At 64.8% G+C, this 18,186-nt stretch carries 21 protein-coding genes and 1 other RNA gene; 8 read left to right on the plus strand and 14 right to left on the minus strand.

The window, feature by feature from the left end; all coding sequences use genetic code 11:
* Nucleotides 1-219: 219 nt before the first annotated feature.
* Nucleotides 220-1,044, minus strand: a complete 825-nt coding sequence (locus ASD45_RS02165) for an NUDIX domain-containing protein (RefSeq protein WP_056909974.1) — start codon at nucleotides 1,042-1,044, stop codon at nucleotides 220-222.
* Between the two features lie 518 nt (nucleotides 1,045-1,562).
* On the opposite strand from ASD45_RS02165, the gene ASD45_RS22880 reads away from it, so the two are divergent.
* On the plus strand, nucleotides 1,563-1,724 hold the full coding sequence (locus ASD45_RS22880) for a Flp family type IVb pilin (RefSeq protein ID WP_082540594.1): 162 nt from the start codon (nucleotides 1,563-1,565) through the stop codon (nucleotides 1,722-1,724).
* Between the two features lie 91 nt (nucleotides 1,725-1,815).
* Here the strand turns inward: ASD45_RS22880 and ASD45_RS02170 are convergent, their stop codons facing one another.
* The 8 genes from ASD45_RS02170 to ASD45_RS02205 all read right to left on the minus strand — a co-directional run bounded on the left by ASD45_RS02170 (nucleotide 1,816) and on the right by ASD45_RS02205 (nucleotide 8,613).
* Nucleotides 1,816-2,265: a GNAT family N-acetyltransferase gene (locus tag ASD45_RS02170; RefSeq protein WP_056909975.1), complete on the minus strand. Its 450-nt coding sequence runs from the start codon at nucleotides 2,263-2,265 to the stop codon at nucleotides 1,816-1,818.
* Nucleotides 2,266-2,364: 99 nt separating this feature from the next.
* On the minus strand, nucleotides 2,365-2,640 hold the full coding sequence (locus ASD45_RS02175) for a DUF4031 domain-containing protein (RefSeq protein WP_056909976.1): 276 nt from the start codon (nucleotides 2,638-2,640) through the stop codon (nucleotides 2,365-2,367).
* A 76-nt stretch (nucleotides 2,641-2,716) separates the two neighbouring features.
* Nucleotides 2,717-3,745 (minus strand): peptidoglycan -binding protein, encoded by a 1,029-nt coding sequence (locus ASD45_RS02180; protein WP_056909977.1) that lies wholly within the window; start codon nucleotides 3,743-3,745, stop codon nucleotides 2,717-2,719.
* A 151-nt stretch (nucleotides 3,746-3,896) separates the two neighbouring features.
* Nucleotides 3,897-4,877, minus strand: coding sequence for a MotA/TolQ/ExbB proton channel family protein (locus ASD45_RS02185; protein WP_056909978.1), 981 nt, complete (start codon nucleotides 4,875-4,877; stop codon nucleotides 3,897-3,899).
* Between the two features lie 210 nt (nucleotides 4,878-5,087).
* Nucleotides 5,088-5,876, minus strand: coding sequence for an inositol monophosphatase family protein (locus tag ASD45_RS02190; RefSeq protein WP_056909979.1), 789 nt, complete (start codon nucleotides 5,874-5,876; stop codon nucleotides 5,088-5,090).
* 72 nt (nucleotides 5,877-5,948) lie between these two features.
* The gene (locus tag ASD45_RS02195; protein WP_056909980.1) at nucleotides 5,949-6,944 is read right to left on the minus strand and encodes a tetratricopeptide repeat protein; all 996 of its coding nucleotides are present in this window, start codon (nucleotides 6,942-6,944) and stop codon (nucleotides 5,949-5,951) included.
* Nucleotides 6,941-7,603 carry a thiamine phosphate synthase gene (locus ASD45_RS02200; RefSeq protein WP_056909981.1) on the minus strand — a complete coding sequence of 221 codons (663 nt, stop codon included), beginning with the start codon at nucleotides 7,601-7,603 and terminating at the stop codon, nucleotides 6,941-6,943. The genes ASD45_RS02195 and ASD45_RS02200 overlap by 4 nt, the downstream gene beginning before the upstream one ends.
* A gap of 65 nt (nucleotides 7,604-7,668) precedes the next feature.
* Complete coding sequence (locus tag ASD45_RS02205) at nucleotides 7,669-8,613, minus strand: threonine/serine dehydratase (RefSeq protein ID WP_056909982.1); 945 nt, start codon at nucleotides 8,611-8,613, stop codon at nucleotides 7,669-7,671.
* 235 nt (nucleotides 8,614-8,848) lie between these two features.
* On the opposite strand from ASD45_RS02205, the gene ASD45_RS02210 reads away from it, so the two are divergent.
* Nucleotides 8,849-9,145, plus strand: coding sequence for a hypothetical protein (locus ASD45_RS02210; RefSeq protein WP_056909983.1), 297 nt, complete (start codon nucleotides 8,849-8,851; stop codon nucleotides 9,143-9,145).
* 61 nt (nucleotides 9,146-9,206) lie between these two features.
* On the opposite strand, the gene ASD45_RS02215 is transcribed toward ASD45_RS02210, so the two are convergent.
* Nucleotides 9,207-9,839, minus strand: coding sequence for a glutathione S-transferase N-terminal domain-containing protein (locus ASD45_RS02215; RefSeq protein ID WP_056909984.1), 633 nt, complete (start codon nucleotides 9,837-9,839; stop codon nucleotides 9,207-9,209).
* 180 nt (nucleotides 9,840-10,019) lie between these two features.
* On the opposite strand from ASD45_RS02215, the gene ASD45_RS02220 reads away from it, so the two are divergent.
* Nucleotides 10,020-10,307, plus strand: a complete 288-nt coding sequence (locus tag ASD45_RS02220; RefSeq protein WP_056909985.1) for a hypothetical protein — start codon at nucleotides 10,020-10,022, stop codon at nucleotides 10,305-10,307.
* A 133-nt stretch (nucleotides 10,308-10,440) separates the two neighbouring features.
* Here ASD45_RS02220 and ASD45_RS02225 read toward each other — a convergent pair whose 3' ends face one another.
* The 4 genes from ASD45_RS02225 to tkt form a co-directional block, all read right to left on the minus strand.
* The gene (locus tag ASD45_RS02225; protein WP_056909986.1) at nucleotides 10,441-11,463 is read right to left on the minus strand and encodes a class I fructose-bisphosphate aldolase; all 1,023 of its coding nucleotides are present in this window, start codon (nucleotides 11,461-11,463) and stop codon (nucleotides 10,441-10,443) included.
* Nucleotides 11,464-11,591: 128 nt separating this feature from the next.
* A complete protein-coding gene (locus ASD45_RS02230) occupies nucleotides 11,592-12,785 on the minus strand; it encodes a phosphoglycerate kinase (protein ID WP_056909987.1) in 1,194 nt (397 codons plus the stop codon).
* Nucleotides 12,786-12,926: 141 nt separating this feature from the next.
* Nucleotides 12,927-13,937 carry a type I glyceraldehyde-3-phosphate dehydrogenase gene (gene gap / locus ASD45_RS02235; protein WP_056909988.1) on the minus strand — a complete coding sequence of 337 codons (1,011 nt, stop codon included), beginning with the start codon at nucleotides 13,935-13,937 and terminating at the stop codon, nucleotides 12,927-12,929.
* Between the two features lie 137 nt (nucleotides 13,938-14,074).
* Entirely contained in the window at nucleotides 14,075-16,114 is a 2,040-nt protein-coding gene (tkt, locus tag ASD45_RS02240; RefSeq protein WP_082540595.1) for a transketolase, read from the minus strand.
* Nucleotides 16,115-16,316: 202 nt separating this feature from the next.
* Here tkt and ASD45_RS02245 point away from each other — a divergent pair, with 202 nt between their 5' ends.
* From ASD45_RS02245 to ASD45_RS02260, 5 genes are all read left to right on the plus strand, one after another.
* On the plus strand, nucleotides 16,317-16,676 hold the full coding sequence (locus tag ASD45_RS02245) for a DUF4164 family protein (protein ID WP_056909989.1): 360 nt from the start codon (nucleotides 16,317-16,319) through the stop codon (nucleotides 16,674-16,676).
* Nucleotides 16,677-16,679: 3 nt separating this feature from the next.
* The gene (locus ASD45_RS02250) at nucleotides 16,680-17,069 is read left to right on the plus strand and encodes a cell division protein ZapA (RefSeq protein ID WP_056909990.1); all 390 of its coding nucleotides are present in this window, start codon (nucleotides 16,680-16,682) and stop codon (nucleotides 17,067-17,069) included.
* A 101-nt stretch (nucleotides 17,070-17,170) separates the two neighbouring features.
* Nucleotides 17,171-17,398 (plus strand): hypothetical protein, encoded by a 228-nt coding sequence (locus ASD45_RS02255; RefSeq protein ID WP_056909991.1) that lies wholly within the window; start codon nucleotides 17,171-17,173, stop codon nucleotides 17,396-17,398.
* 32 nt (nucleotides 17,399-17,430) lie between these two features.
* Nucleotides 17,431-17,584: non-coding RNA, 6S RNA (gene ssrS, locus ASD45_RS22885), on the plus strand.
* A 35-nt stretch (nucleotides 17,585-17,619) separates the two neighbouring features.
* Nucleotides 17,620-18,183 (plus strand): 5-formyltetrahydrofolate cyclo-ligase, encoded by a 564-nt coding sequence (locus tag ASD45_RS02260; RefSeq protein WP_056912548.1) that lies wholly within the window; start codon nucleotides 17,620-17,622, stop codon nucleotides 18,181-18,183.
* Nucleotides 18,184-18,186: the final 3 nt, after the last annotated feature.

Genomic DNA, 18,186 nt, shown 5'->3' on the forward strand with positions numbered 1-18,186 from the left:
CTGGGTTCGCCGATTGTGTGGGCCTTATCAATTCAACGGGCCGTTCGCAGATTTCCTGCGGCATGATCACACACTGTTAACGTTGAGCGTGATCGTGAGGTTCCTGCTTGCGGGCTGAACGCAACGTGAATGCGAGCGACCGGAATCAAAGGGTTTTTTGCATCTTCCGGCTCGGATTGCGGAGAAATCGTGGCGAAGCGATCGCGCTGGCTTCTGACGTCAGCCGGCGAGGCGGCTGAGCACGCGCTGAAGAATAGTCTTCGACGCAGGTGACGGCGGGGGCGGCGCAACGCGATCCGGCAATGGCGCAGCGGCGGCCGGCGTCGCCGCCTGCAGGCGCATGCTGGCGTCCCGCGGCTTGCCTTTGGCTTTGCCTTTGCCGCGACTTTTGCCTCTGCCTTTGCGTGCAGCCTTGTCTTTGCCGGGCTTGCGTTTGCCGGCCTTGTTCTTGCCGCTCTTGCCGCCCTTGCCGCTCTTGCCGCCTTTGGCCTTGCTGGTCTTGACCGACTTGAGCTTGGGCTTCTTGCTGAGCCTGGCAACGGCGCCGGATTTCTTCGGCACCGGCTTGCCGACCGCGCGATGCTTGGTGCCTTGTTTGATATTGTGCTTGGCCTTGCGCTTGGCGGCGCGGCGTTTGTGCTTGGCGACGGCGCGCGCCGCGGCGTGACGCAGGAACAGCTTCTCCAGCGGGTAGCTCAGACGCCGGATCGCCGCCTTCAGCGGCAGCCATTCGACGGCGACGATATCCGTCATCAATTCGTAGCTCGGGTCCTTCTCGGCCTCCATGCGCCAGAACTGCACGACCTTGGGCCGCCCGCCGGCGCGATAAGTAATAGCGCCGAGATATTCGTGGATGGCGACACGATGGCCGGTCTCTTCGACGACTTCGCGCCGCGCGCCGGTCATCGGGTTCTCGTCACGCTTGAGCTTCCCACGCGGCAGCACCCAGGCATCGTCCTTGGCGCGCTGCACAACGGCAATCAGACCGCGGCCGCCTTTGCGCACCACGATGCCGCCTGCCGCTTCTATGGTCTTGCTCGCCACCGTTTTGTCCGCGCCGGCATGGGTTGTGAATCCGGTTTAGCAAAAATGCGCCGTTTCATCAGCGAAATATGCAGGCGGTGCCGATTGCTGTGGGCAATTCGCGCTTGGGTGGCCGCTCGACAAAGGACTGTCACATCGTGACGGCGCTTTCATCTCGCACCCGGTGCCGCCGGCGCGCGTCATCGCCATGTCGTGAGCGGCGCAGGGACGAGCAGCCGGCCAGCAGCGGCCGACGACAGGAATAATAGCTTTAGGAATGATGTCGGACGGCGCCCTTCGGCCCGTAGCGGTGACTAGGCGCGAGTGGAGTTCCTTTCCACACGCAAAGCATGTGCAACCAAAAGTAGGTCACCTAAAAATTCATCAACCGCATTTACGAGGGGTTTACGGGACACTCGTATACCGGGTGGATCGTAGATCCACACGATTCCGGCGCGGCATTTCCACGGTGCCGTTCGGGGCTGAGCAGACGAACACCTGCAACTTCGCCACCATAGTAAACGCAACGGAGTAACTGGATGGCCAAGCTTCTGAGCTTCTTCAAGGACGAGTCAGGCGCGACCGCGATCGAATACGGGCTGATTGCCGCGGGCATCGCGGTCGTGATCATCGCGACCATCAACACGATCGGCACCAAGATCAATACCAACCTCACCACGATCTCGACCCAGCTCAAGTAGCAGGGGCGAAGCAGGGGGGCCGTTTTTGAACAGGGGCGGCTCCCCTGCGGTCGGGCGCGTTTTTGGCGCGCCGCCGCCGCATCGAGACGTTCTATTGCGGTCGCCACCGCATCTTGTTCACCGGAATGCCCGACACCGGATTTCGATCTTCACCGTCATCGACAAAGCCGTGCTTCCGATAGAAGGCGATCGCCCGGTCATTGTCCTTGTTGACCAAAAGGGTGAGGCCGCCGGGCGACAGGCGCTTGGCTTCGTTGATCAAGGCCTCGGCGATGCCGCCGCCCCAGCGCTCCGGCGCCACCACGATCTGATCGAGATAACCGGTTTTCCGATCGACCGTCACGAAGCCGACCAGCATGCTGTCGGTGTTGGCGAGGATGATATCCGCGGCCGGCACCAGCTCGTTGCGCCAGCGTTCGCGCCACCACGGCACCCGGGCGTCAAAGTCGATGTGCGGATAGTGCTTGGCCCAGGTCCGACGCCATAATTCGACAGCCTCGTTCTCGTCGGCCGGCAGGTAGGGACGGAGCGTCACGATCATGGCTCATCCTACGTCGTCATGACGATATTTGTAGCGGTCGAGCCAGTATTCGTTGTGCAGAAGAAACGTTTGGAAAGAGAACGCCTGTGAATTGGAACCTCAGGCTGCACGCCTGAGCTGAGCCTGCAACTGGCGCAATATCACGATGATGGTGGTTCGGTCGGACGCCACGGCGCCGTAGCGCAAGGCGCGCTCGCGTTCGACTGCGGTCAGGTCGTAATGCGGCTTCGTCGTCTTGGGCGGGCCCTGATACGACGAGCGGTGCAGCCCCAGCTCGCGGGCGAAGCGATGCAGTTCGTCGATATCATCGGCCAGCAGGTGACACCACTTGCGGCCGGCCCAGCTCCAGATTGCGTCATCGACGTAGACGGACATTAATCGCCTTCTATATTTCCGCCGTCATGGCTTCGCGGCGGCCCGTGATGTCCGAAAGTGATGATGCGCCCGGATTTCAACGTTCCGTCAGCTTGAATTCGATGCGGCGATTCTTGCGATAGGCCTCGTCGGTGGTACCGGTGTCGATCGGCTGGAATTCGCCAAAGCCGGCAGCGACCAGATGTTGCGGCCCGATGCCCTTGGTGGCCAGATATTTGACCACGGCGATGGCGCGCGCCGCCGACAGGTCCCAGTTCGACTTATAGACGCCGCCGCTGATCGGACGAACGTCGGTGTGACCATCGACCCGCAGCACCCACGGGATGTCCGCCGGGATTTTCGCGCCGATCTCGGCCATCGCCGCCGCGATCTTGTCGATCTCGGGGAGGGCCTCCGGTTTCAGATCGGCCTTGCCGGTGTCGAATAGCAACTCGGATTGCAGCACGAAGCGGTCGCCGACGATGCGGACGTCGGGGCGGTTGCCGATGATCTGGCGCAGTCGGCCGAAGAAGTCGGAGCGATAGCTCTTGAGCTCCTCGACGCGCTGCGCCAGCGCCAGATTGAGGCGCTGGCCGAGATTGGCGATCTGCGCCTGGGACTCCTTGTCTTTCTTCTCCGACGCATCGAGCGCCGATTCGAGCGCGGCGAGCTGGCGCCGGAAGGCGGCGATCTGCTGGTTGAGGATTTCGACCTGGGCCAGCGCCTTGGCCGAGATCTTTTTCTCGCCTTCGAGCTGGGTCGCCAAATCGCTGGCCTTGCCCTGCGCCGCGGATAGGCCGGCGCCCGAGCCTTCGGCGATGCCCTTATATTTGTCGCGGTCGGCCTCGGCGGTGGCGAGTGATGCGCGCAACTGCGCCATCTGCTGCTCGATATCGCCCTTGCTCGAGGTCTCCATCGACAGGAGTTCGGTAAGCTGTGCGATCTGCGCGTTGAGGCGCTGCAACGCGGTGTCCTTGCCGGAAATTTCCTGTTGCAGGACGAACTGCACGACGACGAAGACGGTGAGGATGAAGACGATGCTCAGGATCAGCGTCGACAGTGCGTCGACGAATCCCGGCCAGTAGTTCATCGATTCGCCGCCACGGCGGTTTCTCGCAAGAGCCATTGCTATTTCACTCCAACCATCGCGTGCGGTGCCGCGGGCTCGGCGCGACTCCCTCTCTCCTTGGCCCACCCAAAGCCGGATATATCCGGCTTTGGCAATTTAGCTGCCCAACTCGGGTAAACACGAGTGGAGTGGGAGAGGGAAAGAACGTTCACCGTTCAACGCGCTCGCGCACCATCACTTCGAGAAGTTTCTTGATCTCGCGCTGTTGCTCGGCCTGGCCATCGACCCAGTCGCGGATCATCTGCTGCTCGGTACGCATGTGATGGACGAGGCCCTGAATCGCTTCGGCGAGATTGGCCATAGCGATTGAAGCCTGCTTGCCCGATCCGGTCTGCTCGACCGCCTCGCGAAGTTTCTCGACCGCGCTGCGCATTTCGAACGGCATCGTGCTCGGCGCGCCGGTCGGCTCGGCCGAGTAGTCGGACACGGTGGTCGAAAGCCAGTCCTCCAGCTCGGTGTAGAAACGGTTCTGCGCCTGGCTCGATTGCAGATCGAGGAAGCCCAGCACGAGTGAACCGGCGAGACCGAACAGCGAGGACGAGAACGAGATGCCCATGCCCGACAATGGCGCGGCGAGACCGTCGCGCAGTGTGTCGAACATCGAGCCGGCGTCCCCTCCCGTCTTGAGGCCCTGGATGACGGCACCGACCGAACCCACGGTTTCGATCAGGCCCCAGAAGGTGCCGAGCAGGCCGAGGAAGACGAGCAGGCCGGTCATGTAGCGGAGGATGTCGCGCGCCTCGTCGAGACGCGTCGCGATCGAATCGAGGATCGAGCGCATCAACTGCGGCGACATCGCCATGCGGCCCATGCGACTGCCGAGGATGGCGGCCATCGGAGCCAGCAACACCGGCGGACGCTCGACCGCGAGGCCGGGATCGGCGAGGCGGAAATTATTGACCCAGGCGATTTCGGGATACAGGCGCGCCACCTGCCGGATCGCCAGTACGATGCCGATCAGCAAGACGGCGATGATCACCGCATTGAGGCCGGGATTGGCCATGAAGGCCGTCTGGATTTGTTTGTAGAGCAGGAAGGCAATCAGTCCGCCCAGGATGACGAAAATAGCCATCCGGAACAGGAATATGCGCGGCGACGACAATTTCAGCGGGTCAACGTCTTTGGCCATAAGCGTCCTGGGCTTGTTCTTGGGCGTCACGCCTCAATAGGGGTCAGGGCCTGCCGGCCGATTCCGGCACCGGAAACTGCCATCCAATATGGCACAGACTGGTGACAAGCGAAATTAATCCCCGTCCGGAACCGGCGGGGTTAGAACTCGCGATTGGGTTGAAATTGCGGTGCGTTCTTGTCCGCCCGCGCCGCGGCGGGCAGGGGCCAATCAGAGGCTTTTGAGGACCCGGACGATTTCCTTGCGGATCGTATCGTTTCCGGCCGCGACTTCGCCGACGTCGAGCATGGCGTCGCCGCCGTCGCAATCGGTGACGAAACCGCCGGCTTCGCGCACCAGGATGATACCGGCGGCGACATCCCAGGCGCTCAGGCTGCGTTCCCAGTAACCGTCGAAGCGGCCGGCGGCGACGAACGCGAGGTCGAGCGCCGCGGCGCCGAAACGGCGCAACCCGGCAACCTGATCGAGCATGGCGCCGGTCTCGCGCTTCACCGTCGCGTGGTCGCCGTGGCCGAGGTGGGCGAGCCCGCAGGCCAGCACCGCCTCGCTCAAGTTCTTGCGGCCGGCGACACGGATGCGGCGATCGTTGAGGAAGGCGCCCTTGCCTTTCTCTGCAATGAACAGCTCTTCGGTGATCGGATTATAGACAAGGCCCGCGACGATGGCGCCTTCGCGCTCCAGCGCGACCGAGATCGCGAACTGCGGAATGCCGTGCAGGAAATTGGTGGTGCCGTCGAGCGGATCGACGATCCAGCGGTGCGTTTTGTCGTCGCCTTCGCGGATGCCGCCTTCCTCGCCGAGAAAGCCGTAGCCGGGGCGCGCCTTGGTAAGTTCGGCATAGAGCGCTTCTTCGGCCTTGCGGTCGGCGGCGGAAACGAAGTTGGCCGGGCCCTTGAGCGAAACCTGCAGGTTCTCGACTTCGCCGAAATCGCGCTTGAGCGAGCGCGCGGCCTTGCGGGCGGCGGCGATCATGACATTGAGCAAAGCGGAGTGGTGCATGGCGGGGTCTCTGCCCGGGGGCGCGGTGAAGGTCAAGCGCGCGGTGGCGGGCCGGTTAAGGCTGGGGTGACGTCAGGATTTCGGCTCGACCAGCGTGGACATCCACTTCTTTGCAGCCTTTTCGGCGGCGTCGCGGACCTGCGGCGTCTGTTTGGCGGCGAAGGCGTCGAGCTCGGGATCGCCGGCGCCGGCCGCCTTGGCGACGATATGCCATTTGATGGCTTCAACCGGGTCGGCGGGCATACCGCGGCCGGCCATCAGGATACGGGCGAGGCGGTTCTGTGCGATCGGCGAGCCACGGCGGGCGGCGCGCAGGAAGGTATCGGCGGCCGCGGCTTCATCCTTCTCGGTGCCCTCGCCGTTGAACTGCATGATGGCGAATTCGACCATGGCATCGACATTGCCGGCGATCGAGGCCTTCGCCAGCAGCAGCGCCGCCTGTTTCGGGTCCTTCGGCACGCCGCGGCCCTGCTTGTACATCACGGCAAGCGCGTATTGCGCTTCAGGATTGCCGGCATTGGCGGCGATGCGAAACAGTTCGCCGGCCTTGTTGAAGTCCTGCGGGTATTGCTGGCCCTGGAGATAGAGAAGGCCGAGATCGTAGTTGGCGGCGGCGTGGCCGAGCTTGGCGGCTTCGCCCAGGAGCCTGGCGCCCTCGGCCGGATCGCGTTTGCCGGCGCGGCCTTCGAACGCGAACATGGCGAGCGCGAACAGCGCGTCGCGATCGCCTTTGGCGGCCGCCATCTTGTACCACTGCGCCGCCTTGGCGTCGTCGCGCGGCACGCCTTGGCCGTTGTCATAGAGCAGGCCGAGCAGCGTCATCGCCGCCGGGTCGTTGTCCTTGGCGCGCTTGGTTGCTTCGTTGAAGGCGGTGACGAAGAGGCCGCGCTGATAGGCGCCGTAAGCGGCGTCGGTTGCCGCGGTGCTGGCCGCGGGCGCGTTCGGCAACGGCGAGGGTTGCGGCAGGGGAGCGGTATTGGACGGCGATTTGGTCTGCGCCAAGGCCGGCGTCAGGGCGGGTACGACCGTCACGAGCGCCGTCAGCAATGCCGCACGCAGCGGCCTCATAACGCGCCCTCGGGCAGCTTGAGATGCGGCGCCAGCGCGGCGATGGCGCGCGCCGGCTCGCGCCAGATCCAATCGTCGGCATCGTGACCGACGGCGATGAAATCGGCGCCAGCCTCGACCAGGGGGGCCACCTCGTCGAGCGACGCGGCATAGGCGACGCAGGGCGCTTCGAACACTTCGGCCCACCACGATACCCGCTCGCGGATGGCGTCGAGCGCTGCGCGGTGGCGGTCGGCATCGATCTCGCCGAACATGAGGTAGTCGCAGCCGGCCTCGGCCGCGGTCATGGCGTCGTGACGGCTCGACAGTTCGCCAGCGCCAACGACCCAATCGGGTTTCAGGACCTCCAGCGCCTCGGTGATGGCGTCGATGCCGGAGGCATGCGCGCCATCCGCGCCGGCACGAGCGACCAGGTTCGGATGGCCGTCGATCAGCAGCGCGGCGCCGGCGTCCTGCGCGGCGGCGGTCAGCGTCTTGATGCGGTTGATCTGGGTGCGCTCGTCGGCTTCGGTGAGGCGCACCAGGACGGCGGCGACGTCGCCGGCAGCGAGCGCCTCGTTCAGCGCCGGTACGAAGCCCGGGGCATCGGACAGTGGCGGCGTGACCAGGTAGAGACGCGGCTGCGGGCGCGGCTCGGGATTTTTCGGGCGTTGGGCCATGACGGTGCCATGCTAGCCTAATCTGGCGGAATAGGGGCGTTACTTGCCCGCAACCGCAGCGGCCATCAAGCGGCGAAATCCACGGCCGTGGTATTGCCGCCGCAGACCAGCACGGCGACGCGTTCGCCCGGTGCGGGTCGGTAACGGCCCGACAGCAACGCCGCGAAGGCCGCTGCACCGCCTGGCTCGGCCACAACCCGCATCACCGACCACAGCGCCGCCTGAGCGCGGCGGATATCGTCGTCGCTGACCAGGACGACCTGGGGATCGACGTAAGCCGAGGCGATGCGGAAGGCGAGTTCGCCGATGCGGCGGGGCGCCAGACTGTCGGCGGCGATGCCGCCGGTGGGCGCATCGACCGGCCGGCCGGCGGCAAAGGCCGCGTGCAGGGTCGGCGCGTCGGCCGGCTCGACGGCGACGACTTTCCTGGCCCCGGCAAACCACGCCGCGAGGCCGCCGATGAGACCGCCGCCGCCGACGGCGACGAGTACGGTCGTCGCAGCGGGTGCATCGGCCTCGATCTCCAGGCCGACGGTGCCTTGACCGCGCAGGGTCTCGACCTGGTCGAACGCGTGCACCTGAAGCGCGCCGGTTTCGGCCGCTCGCACTTCGCTGGCCGCCAGCGCATCGGCATAGCGGTCGCCGCCAATGACAATGTCGGCGCCATAGCTGCGAATGCGGTCGATCTTGGCCTTCGAGGAAATGCTCGGCACGAAGATCGTCGCCGGCACGCCACGGTCCTGAGCGGCGTAGGCGACCGCGGCGCCGTGATTGCCGCCGGACGCGGCGATGACGCCGGTCTTCGGAACCTCGCGCAACAACAGATTGGCGAAGGCGCCCCGCGCCTTGAACGAACCGGTGTGCTGCATCAGTTCGAGCTTGAGGTCGACCGGCGAGCCGACAAGACCGAAGTCGCCGGCATCAACGGTGATCGTCGGCGTGCGGCGAATGAAAGGCCGGATGAGACCTTCGGTGTCGGCGATGTCGTTACGGCTGACGAACATGGTCATCGTAGGTTTGTTCCCGAAAGTTCGCACGATGAATAGCAGATCGGCACGGCGGCAAATATCAAGATTGCCGCGTAAAACATATCACGATGAACAGCCATTCATCGGACCGATACTCCGCAGTGCGCAGGGTCTGCCCCCCGGCCGCGTTGAATGACTGGTGGCATTCGTCACCAGAAGAAACGCGGTGCCTGATCGTCGAGTTGATCGCGCGCCCTGCATCGGAGGACCTTCGTCCATGAAAACCATATATCTCGCTGCCGCTCTGTTGATTTCGGGCGCGGTCATCTCGACCGCGTCGGCGGCACCTGTCGCGCCGATGAGCGGCCTCACGCATCAGGCGCCGGTCATCGACGTGCAGTATCGTCACCGCGACAATCACAACACGCGCCGGCACGTGCGGCCCGCGCCGCGCTATCGCGCCGGTCACCGCTACAGCAGCGCGCCGCGTGGCTGGCATCGTTATGGCCGCCGCCCGGGCGACTGGAATCGCCGGGGGTGTGTGATGGTCGGGCCGGTGTGGTTCTGTCCGTAAACCTGACCCTCGGTCATGAAGCGAAAAGCCCCGGCTTCGGCCGGGGCTTTTTATTGAGGATTTACTTGGGCATCGGGATCGGTCCCATGTCCTTCGGCACCTGGTAGCCCTTCTGCACCGCCGGGCGCGCCGCGATCGCCGTGTACCAGCGCTTCACCTCGGGGAAGTCGCCCAGATCGACGCCGTGCCATTCGAACCGCGACACCCACGGCCAGATCGAAATATCGGCGATGGAATAGTCGCCGGCGACGTACTCGCCCTTCACCAGCTGCGTGTTCAGCACCTTGTAGAGGCGCTGCGACTCCTTCAGGTAACGTTCCTCGGCATAGGGCACCTTGCCGGGATTCTGCTTATGGAAGTGATGCGCCTGGCCGAGCATCGGTCCGAGGCCGCCCATCTGCCACATCAGCCATTCGATCACCTTGTAGCGGCCTTCGCCGGATTTCGGCATCAGCTTGCCGGTCTTGTCGGCGAGATAGATCAGGATCGCGCCGGATTCCATCAACGACATGCCATTGTCGCTGTCGACGATCACCGGGATGCGGTTGTTCGGGCCGATCTTTAAAAATTCAGGCTTGAACTGTTCGTCCTTGCCGATGTCCACGGCGTGAACCTTGTACGGCAGGCCGACTTCCTCGAGCATGATGGAGGCCTTGCGGCCGTTCGGCGTGGTCCAGGTATAAAGATCGATCACGGGCAATTTCCTCGGGTGTTTTGGAACGCGGCGCACGGTAAGACGTTGACCACCTCTCTTCAACGACAAACGCCGCACATGAGCCTACGCCGCCGGCAAATCTGCGGAACAGGCGGCGGCCGGCAGCGTTACATCGCCGAAGCTTGATTACATCATTTGACGCTGATGAGGAGGCGACCCATGAAGATGTCCGTTATCGCTCTCGCCCTGACCGCGACCGCGTTCGGCGCGATGTCCGCCAATGCCCAGACCACCGTTATCACCACCGAAAAGCCGGCCGTGACCGTGACGCCGGACACCTCCACCACGGTGACGACCAAGGAACGTACCGGCCCGCTCGGCCTCGACAGCAAGACCACGACGACGACCACCGGCTCCGGCGTTACGACCGACTGCACGTCGAAGACCGTGCACAAGGACAGCGCGTTCGGCGGCTCGAAGACCGTCAGCAAGACCGACTGCCCGTAAAGTCAGCGCGGCCGCGCTCGGCGATTACGAGCGCGGCTGGCGTGTAGAAGAAAAGGCCGCCCGATGTGGGCGGCCTTTTTATTATTAAGCGGCATTGCGAGATCCGGGTGCTGCGCTACGCCCGGGACAAGCGCTACGCTGCCTTCTCCATGTCCTTCTTCCACTCACCCTTGGCGGCCAGCGAGTTCATCTTGGCGCGGTGGGTGAAGGCGGTCTGCGCGGCGGCGACGTTCGCCGCCTTGCCGGACCAGGCCTTCTGCGGCGCGGCCTGCAGCGCGCGGCCGTAGGAGAAGGTCAGGTTCCAGGGCAGGTTGCCGATCTTGTTCATGGCGTCGAGATGCGCCGTCGCTTCTTCATCCGACTGGCCGCCGGACAGGAAAGCGATGCCGGGCACGGCGCCGGGCACGCAAGCCTTGAGCAGCTTCACGGTCTTCTCGGCGACTTCCTGGACCGAAGACTTCTTCGCCGATTTCTTGCCGGCGATCGCCATGTTCGGCTTCAGCACCATGCCCTCGAGCGCGACGCGCTGATAGTACAGTTGCTGGAAGGTCTCCTTCAGCACGAACTCGGTGACCTCATAGCAGCGGTCGATGTCGTGATCGCCGTCCATCAGGACTTCGGGCTCGACGATCGGCACGATCTGGTTCGCCTGGCACAGCGCGGCGTAACGGGCGAGCGCGTGGGCGTTGGTGTGAATCGCGGTGTAGCTCGGGATGCCGGCGCCGATATCGATCACCGCACGCCACTTGGCGAAGCGCGCGCCGGCTTCGTAATACTTCGGCAGGCGATCGGGCAGTTTGTCGAGGCCGGCGGTGATCAGTTCGCCCGGGCAGTTCGGCAGCGGCTTGGTGCCTTCATCGACCTTGATGCCTGGGATCGAGCCCATCTGCTCGATGATCTTCACCAGCGGCGTGCCGTCCTTGGCCTTCTGCCAGATGGTCTCGTCATAAAGGATGACGCCCGAGATGCAGTTCTTCATCGCCTCGGCGGTGCGGAACATCAGTTCGCGATAGTCGCGACGGTTGTCCTCGGTGTTCTCGGTGGCGATGGCATCGAAGCGCTTCTTGATGGTGCCGGTCGACTCGTCGGCGGCGAGGATGCCCTTGCCATTCGCGGTCATGGCGACGGCGACTTTGTTCAGGTCAGCGAGATTCATCAGTCGTCTCCCCTCACTCTTTAAGCTCATTCCGGGGCCGCGAGTGAAACGAGCGAACCCGGAATCCAGATACAAACCGTGCCGCCGGATTCGGATCGCCGCGACGCGGCGTCCGAAACGACCGTCGGCTATTTAATGCGCAGCACCTCAACCCCCGGCAAGGCCTTGCCTTCCAGCCATTCCAGGAAGGCACCACCGGCGGCGGAAACATAGGTAAAGCGGTCGGTGACGTTCGCGGCATTGAGCGCCGCGACCGTGTCGCCGCCGCCCGCAACCGTGACCAGCTTGCCGGCCTGCGTCAGCTCGGCGGCCGCTTCGGCAACGGAAACGGTGCCCTTGTCGAACGGTTCCATTTCGAACGCGCCGAACGGGCCGTTCCACACCAGAGTCTTGGCGCGGGCCAGCATCGAGACGACGCGCTCGATGCTCCTGGGTCCGATGTCGAGCACCATGTCGGTATCGCCGACCTCGTCGATGCCGACGACGCGCGACGGCGCGTTGGCCTCGAACTTCTGCGCGACGACGACGTCGACCGGCAGCACGATGTCGCGCTTGCCGGCCTTGGCCTGTTCGAGGATCTTCTGCGCGGTCGGAACGAGATCGGCTTCGACCAGCGACTTGCCCATCTTCTTGCCTTGCGCGAGCAAGAAGGTATTCGCCATCGCTCCGCCGATGATCAGGGCGTCGACTTTGGCCAGCAGATTGCCGAGCAGTTCGAGCTTGGTCGAAATCTTGGCGCCGCCGACGATGGCGGCGAGCGGGCGCTCCGGATGATCGAGTGCGCGGGTCAGCGCCACGAGTTCTTCCTGCATGGCGCGCCCGGCGTAAGCGGGAAGTTTATGGCCGAGGCCTTCGGTCGAGGCGTGGGCGCGGTGCGCAGCCGAGAAGGCGTCGTTGACCCAGATGTCGCCGAGCTTCGCGAGCTGTTCGACGAAGGCCGGATCGTTCTTTTCCTCGCCGGCATGAAAGCGCGTGTTCTCGAGGCAGAGGATGTCGCCGGAGTGCATGGCGGCGACCGCCTTCTCGGCGGCTTCGCCGACGCAATCGGTGGCGAAGGCGACCTTGCGCTTGATGATACGGGCGACTTCCGCCGCGACCGGCTTCAGCGACTGCTTGGGATCGACGCCCTTCGGCCGGCCGAAATGCGAGAGCAGGATCACCTTGGCGCCCTTGTCGGCGAGTTCGGTGATGGCCGGGCCGATGCGTTCGATGCGGGTCGAGTCGGTGACGACGCCGTTATCGACCGGGACGTTGAGATCGACGCGCACCAGGACGCGTTTGCCTTTGACGTCGACGTGATCGAGGGTGTTGAACTGAGACATGTTGAAGGATCCGTGGCCCTCATCCTTCGAGACGCGCCGCTTACGCGGCGCTCCTCAGGATGAGGGATAAAGATTTGTGGTCCTCGTCCTGAGGAGCCGGCCACTCATGTGGCCGGCGTCTCGAAGGACGAGTTGGATCAATTACAGCAGCTTGCCCATCGCGACGGCCGTGTCGGCCATGCGGTTGGAGAAGCCCCACTCGTTGTCGTACCAGCTCATGACGCGCACGAAGGTGCCGTTCATGACCTTGGTCTGGTCCATGTGGAACGTGGACGAGTGCGGATCGTGGTTGAAGTCGATCGAGACGTTCGGATGCGTGGTGTAGCCGAGGATGCCCTTGAGCTGCTGCTCCGAGGCAGTCTTGATCGCGGCGTTGATCTCCTCCTTCGAGGTCGCCTTCTTGGCGACGATCTTGAAGTCGATGACCGAGACGTTCGGCGTCGGCACGCGGATCGACACGCCGTCGAGCTTGCCATTGAGTTCGGGCAGCACCAGGCCGACCGCCTTGGCGGCGCCGGTGGTGGTCGGGATCATCGACAGCGCCGCGGCGCGGGCGCGATAGAGATCCTTGTGCATGGTGTCGAGGGTCGGCTGGTCGCCGGTATAGGCGTGGATCGTCGTCATGAAGCCGGTCTCGATGCCGACCGTGTCATGCAGGACCTTGGCGACCGGCGCCAGGCAGTTCGTGGTGCACGACGCGTTCGAGACGACGAGATGATCCTTGGTGAGCTTGTCGTGGTTGACGCCGTAGACGACCGTCAGATCGGCGCCGTCGGCCGGGGCCGAGACGAGGACGCGCTTGGCGCCGGCGGTCAGGTGGGCCGAGGCCTTGTCCTTGGCGGTGAAGATGCCGGTGCATTCCAGCGCGATGTCGATGCCGAGGTCCTTCCACGGCAGCTTGGACGGATCGCGCTCGGCGGTGATCTTGATCGGCCTGAGGCCGGCGATGGTGATGCTGTCGCCGTTGACGGTGACTTCCTTCGGGAAACGGCCGTGCACTGAATCGTAGCGCAGCAGATGGGCGTTGGTCTCCACCGGACCCAGGTCGTTGGCGGCAACCACTTCGATGTCCTTGCGGCCGCTTTCGGCGATGGCGCGCAGGACGTTGCGGCCGATGCGGCCAAAACCATTGATGGCAACGCGGATAGTCATTCTATGTCGCTCCCGGTCAGATAGGTTTCGCTGTCATGCCCCGCGCGAGGCGCAGCATCCAGTTATCCCATGCCGAAAATGTGGCCTGATCTTCACTGGATCGCCCGCTTTCGCGGGCGATGACACCGTTTCAGGTGTTAGTTCTGCAGTTTCTTCATCGCCGCGTCGGCGACTGCCTCTGCGGTAATGCCGAATTTCTTGTAGAGTTCCTTGTAGGGCGCGCTGGCGCCGAAACCGGTCATGCCGACGAAGGCGCCGTCCGAGCCGATGATGGCATCCCAGCCCTGGCGCACAGCGGCTTCTACGCCGATCTTCACCCGCGCATCGCCGAGGATGGCGCGGCGCTTGGCCTCAGGCTGCGCGGCGAACAATTCGAAGCACGGCACCGAGACGACGCGGGCGGCAATGCCCTTGGCGGCGAGGAGCTTGGCGCCCTCGACGGCGATCGCCACTTCCGAGCCGGTAGCAAAGATCGACACCTGAGCCTTGCCGTCAGCGGCGTGAATTTCGTAGGCACCGGCGGCGCAGCGGTTGGCGCCGAGGAAGTCCTTCGACAACTGCGGCAGGTTCTGGCGAGTCAGCGCCAGCACGCTCGGGCCGTGGGCGTTCTCGAGCGCGAGCTGCCAGCATTCCACGGTCTCGACCGCATCGGCCGGGCGGAACACGTGCATGTTCGGGATCGCGCGCAGCGCGGCGAGATGCTCGACCGGCTGATGCGTCGGGCCGTCCTCGCCGAGGCCGATCGAGTCATGGGTCATGACGTGGATGGCGCGCGTGCCCATCAGCGCCGCAAGACGCATCGCCGGGCGGGCGTAATCGGAGAACACCAGGAACGTACCGGAGTAGGGGATGATGCCGCCGTGCAGCGTCATGCCGTTCATGGCCGCGGCCATGCCGTGCTCGCGGATGCCGTAATTGATGAAACGGCCGGAGAAGTCGGAGGCGTTCATCGCCTTCATCGACTTGGTGCGCGTGTTGTTCGAGCCGGTGAGATCGGCCGAGCCGCCGACCATGGCCGGCACCGCGGGAACGAGGCTTTCAAGCGCGAATTCGGAGGCCGAGCGCGTCGCGATTTCCTTCGGCGTCGCGTTGAGGCTTTCCTTGACCGCCTTCACGGCGGCATCGAGCGCGGCCTTCGGCAGTTCGCCCTTCATGCGCGCGTCAAAGTCGGCGCGCTTGGCGCCGTCGAGCGTGGCGAAGCGCTTGTCCCAGTCGGCATGCGCCGGTTTCGAGCGCTCGCCGGCCTTGCGCCACTGGCTCAGGACGTCGGCGGGGATTTCGAACGGCGGCGAGGTCCACTTCAGCGCCTCGCGCGTGCCCTTGATGTCGTCGGCGCCGAGCGGCGAGCCGTGCGAGGAGGACTTTCCGGCCTTGGTCGGCGAGCCGAAGCCGATGGTGGTGCGGCAGGCGATCATCACCGGACGGTCGGAGGATTGCGCCTTGGTCAGCGCCTCGGCGATCGCCTTGTGATCGTGGCCGTCGATGCGCCACGACGCCCAGCCGCAGGCCTCGAAACGCTTCACCTGATCGACCGAGTCGGCCAGCGTCAGCGGGCCGTCGATCGAGATACCGTTGTCGTCGAACAGCACGATGAGCTTGTTGAGTTTCAGATGGCCGGCGAGCGCGATGGCCTCGTGGCTGATGCCTTCCATCAGGTCGCCGTCGGAGGCGAGCACGTAGGTCTTGTGATCGACAATGCCGGCGCCGTATTCGGCGGCGAGATGCCGCTCGGCGATCGCCATGCCGACCGCGGTGGCGAGACCCTGGCCGAGCGGGCCGGTGGTGGTCTCGACGCCTTCGGTGATGAAGTTTTCCGGATGGCCCGGCGTCTTCGAACCGAGCTGGCGGAAGCGCTTGATGTCGTCGATCGTCACCGACGAATAGCCGGTGAGATACAAGAGCGCGTACATCAGCATCGAGCCGTGGCCGGCGGACAGCACGAAGCGGTCGCGGTCGGCCCAGTTCGGCGCGGCGGGGTCGAATTTCAGGAACTGGGTGAAGAGGACGGTCGCGACGTCCGCAGCGCCCATTGGCAGGCCGGGATGTCCGGAATTGGCCTGCTGGACGGCGTCCATGGCCAGCGCCCGGATGGCGTTGGCCAGCGGCGACGTGGCGCCAATCGGTTGCACGGGACGCTCGGGATGCGTCACGGCGGCGGTCGATGCGGATGCTGACATGAAAAACGGCCTGTTTTGCGAGGTTCGCATAGCACGGTGCGCCTTTGAGTCAATGTGACGGACAGGGCCGGCTTGCGCCGTGCACAGGCAGGCTAAAACTCCGGGGCATATCGGCCGCCGCACGTTGACGGGCCGCTCGCCCAGCCCGTAAGCTTCCCGATCTAAATAATTGCCCCGCAAGCATTTTCGGGCGGTGGTCGGGATGACGGCAGCGATAGGATCGCGTGATTTCAGGGCGCAGGACGACAACCAGCCGGCAACGCCGGCTCCGGCGGGCGCGCGGGTGAGCGGCGAGGGCGCGCTTGACACTGCGGTCAAGCGGCTGGCGCGGGCGCTCGATGCGCTGGATGCCGCCGTCGAGCGGCGCCGCGAAGCCGACCGCAACGAGGATACTCTGGCGGCGCAGGTGCAGATGCTCGGCGTCGATCGGGCGCGGCTGGCCGATCAGCTCGACGGCGAAGCGGCGCTGGCGCGCCAGCTCCGGGAAGCCAGCCGCGACGTCGGCGAGCGGCTCGACAAGGCGATCGGCGAAATCCAGGCGCTGCTCGGTGAGGATCGGTAACCGATGGGCACGGTGAACGCGACCATTGCCGGCCGGCAGTTCCGTCTCGCTTGCGAGGACGGACAGGAAGAGCATCTGCAGGGGCTGGCCCACGACATCGACCAGCGCATCATCAACCTGCGCGCCCGCTTCGGCGAGATCGGCGACACGCGGCTCACGGTGATGGCGGCGCTGATGGTGGCCGACGAACTGGAAGAGGCCGCGCGCAAGTCGCGCCGCCTTGAGGACGAGATCGCGGCGCTCAAGGATGCGCGCGTCGTCGCCGCCGACCGCGCCAAGGCGGCATCCGATGCCGTGGTCGGCGCCTTCAATTCGGCGGCCGAGCGGCTCGAGGGCATCACCCGCAAGCTCAACCAGACGTTGCCGGCGGGGCACGGCGTCGGCATCGGCTGATCACCGATTTGTTCATTTGAGACTGTTAATCTGCGATAAGTATTTTCTTTCTAGTTTGTTGGGCGTCGCCGAACCACCGCCGATTCGAGAGCCCGCGCGCCATGAATTGCACCTGTTTCCTGGTCAAGCCCGGCCACAATGAGGGCTGGTTGATCGAGGGCGGGCGGCGCGACATGGGGCCGTATCACTCCCGCGATCTCGCCCTCCAGGTCGCCGTGTCCGAATGCCTGGCGATGCGGCGCGCCGGACGGCCGGCGCGGGTCCGCGTCGACGACCGCGATGGCGAAGCGATCGTCAAACGATGCCTGTGCGCGAGTTTCGGCCGCTAGCGTGAACCGGGCCGAGCTACTACATTGATCTGGCGGGGCTGCGAGGTGCGTGGGGGATACATTCCCCGGGGCCTTACGATCCTCAAGGGAGCTGTCCCTGGCCAGACCCGTGGGTTTGGTCACATGGCGCCCACCTACTTATGTAGGTTCCCGGGATCACACTCTCACGGCCGTTGCGGCTCCGCACTTATCTCGATTGGCCGGTTTTGACTCAAGACGACATCAGCAAGCGGAAAGCAGCGCTGCGCGACAGCGTGCTGGCACAGCGCGACGCCATGCCGGCGCCGGAGCGCCAGGCCGCCGCCGAGGCGCTCGCCGCGCGCGGCCTTCCGCGCGACGTCAAACCGGGCCTGATCGTCTCCGGCTTCATGCCGATGAAGACCGAGATCAATCCCTTGCCGCTGATGCGCAGGCTCGCGGGCGAGGGCGCCACGCTGGCGCTGCCCTGCATCGACGCGCGCGGCAAGCCGCTGATCATGCGCGCCTACGCTTTCGGCGACGAACTGAAGTCCGGTCAGTGGGGCATTCGCGAGCCGGTGCCCACGGCGCCGGAAGTGAAGCCCGACATCCTGCTCGTGCCGCTGGCCTGTTTCGACCGTTCCGGCCAACGCATCGGCTACGGCGCCGGATACTACGATCGGACCATTGCGAAGCTGCGCGCGTTCAAGCCAATCACGACCATCGGCATCGCCTTCGCCATGCAGGAAATACAGCAGGTGCCGGCGACGGAGCACGACGAGCGGCTCGACTTCGTGCTAACGGAAAAAGAGATCATCGCGTTCTGAAAG

The organism is Pseudolabrys sp. Root1462 (assembly GCF_001426945.1).
Taxonomy (GTDB): Bacteria; Pseudomonadota; Alphaproteobacteria; order Rhizobiales; family Xanthobacteraceae; genus Pseudolabrys.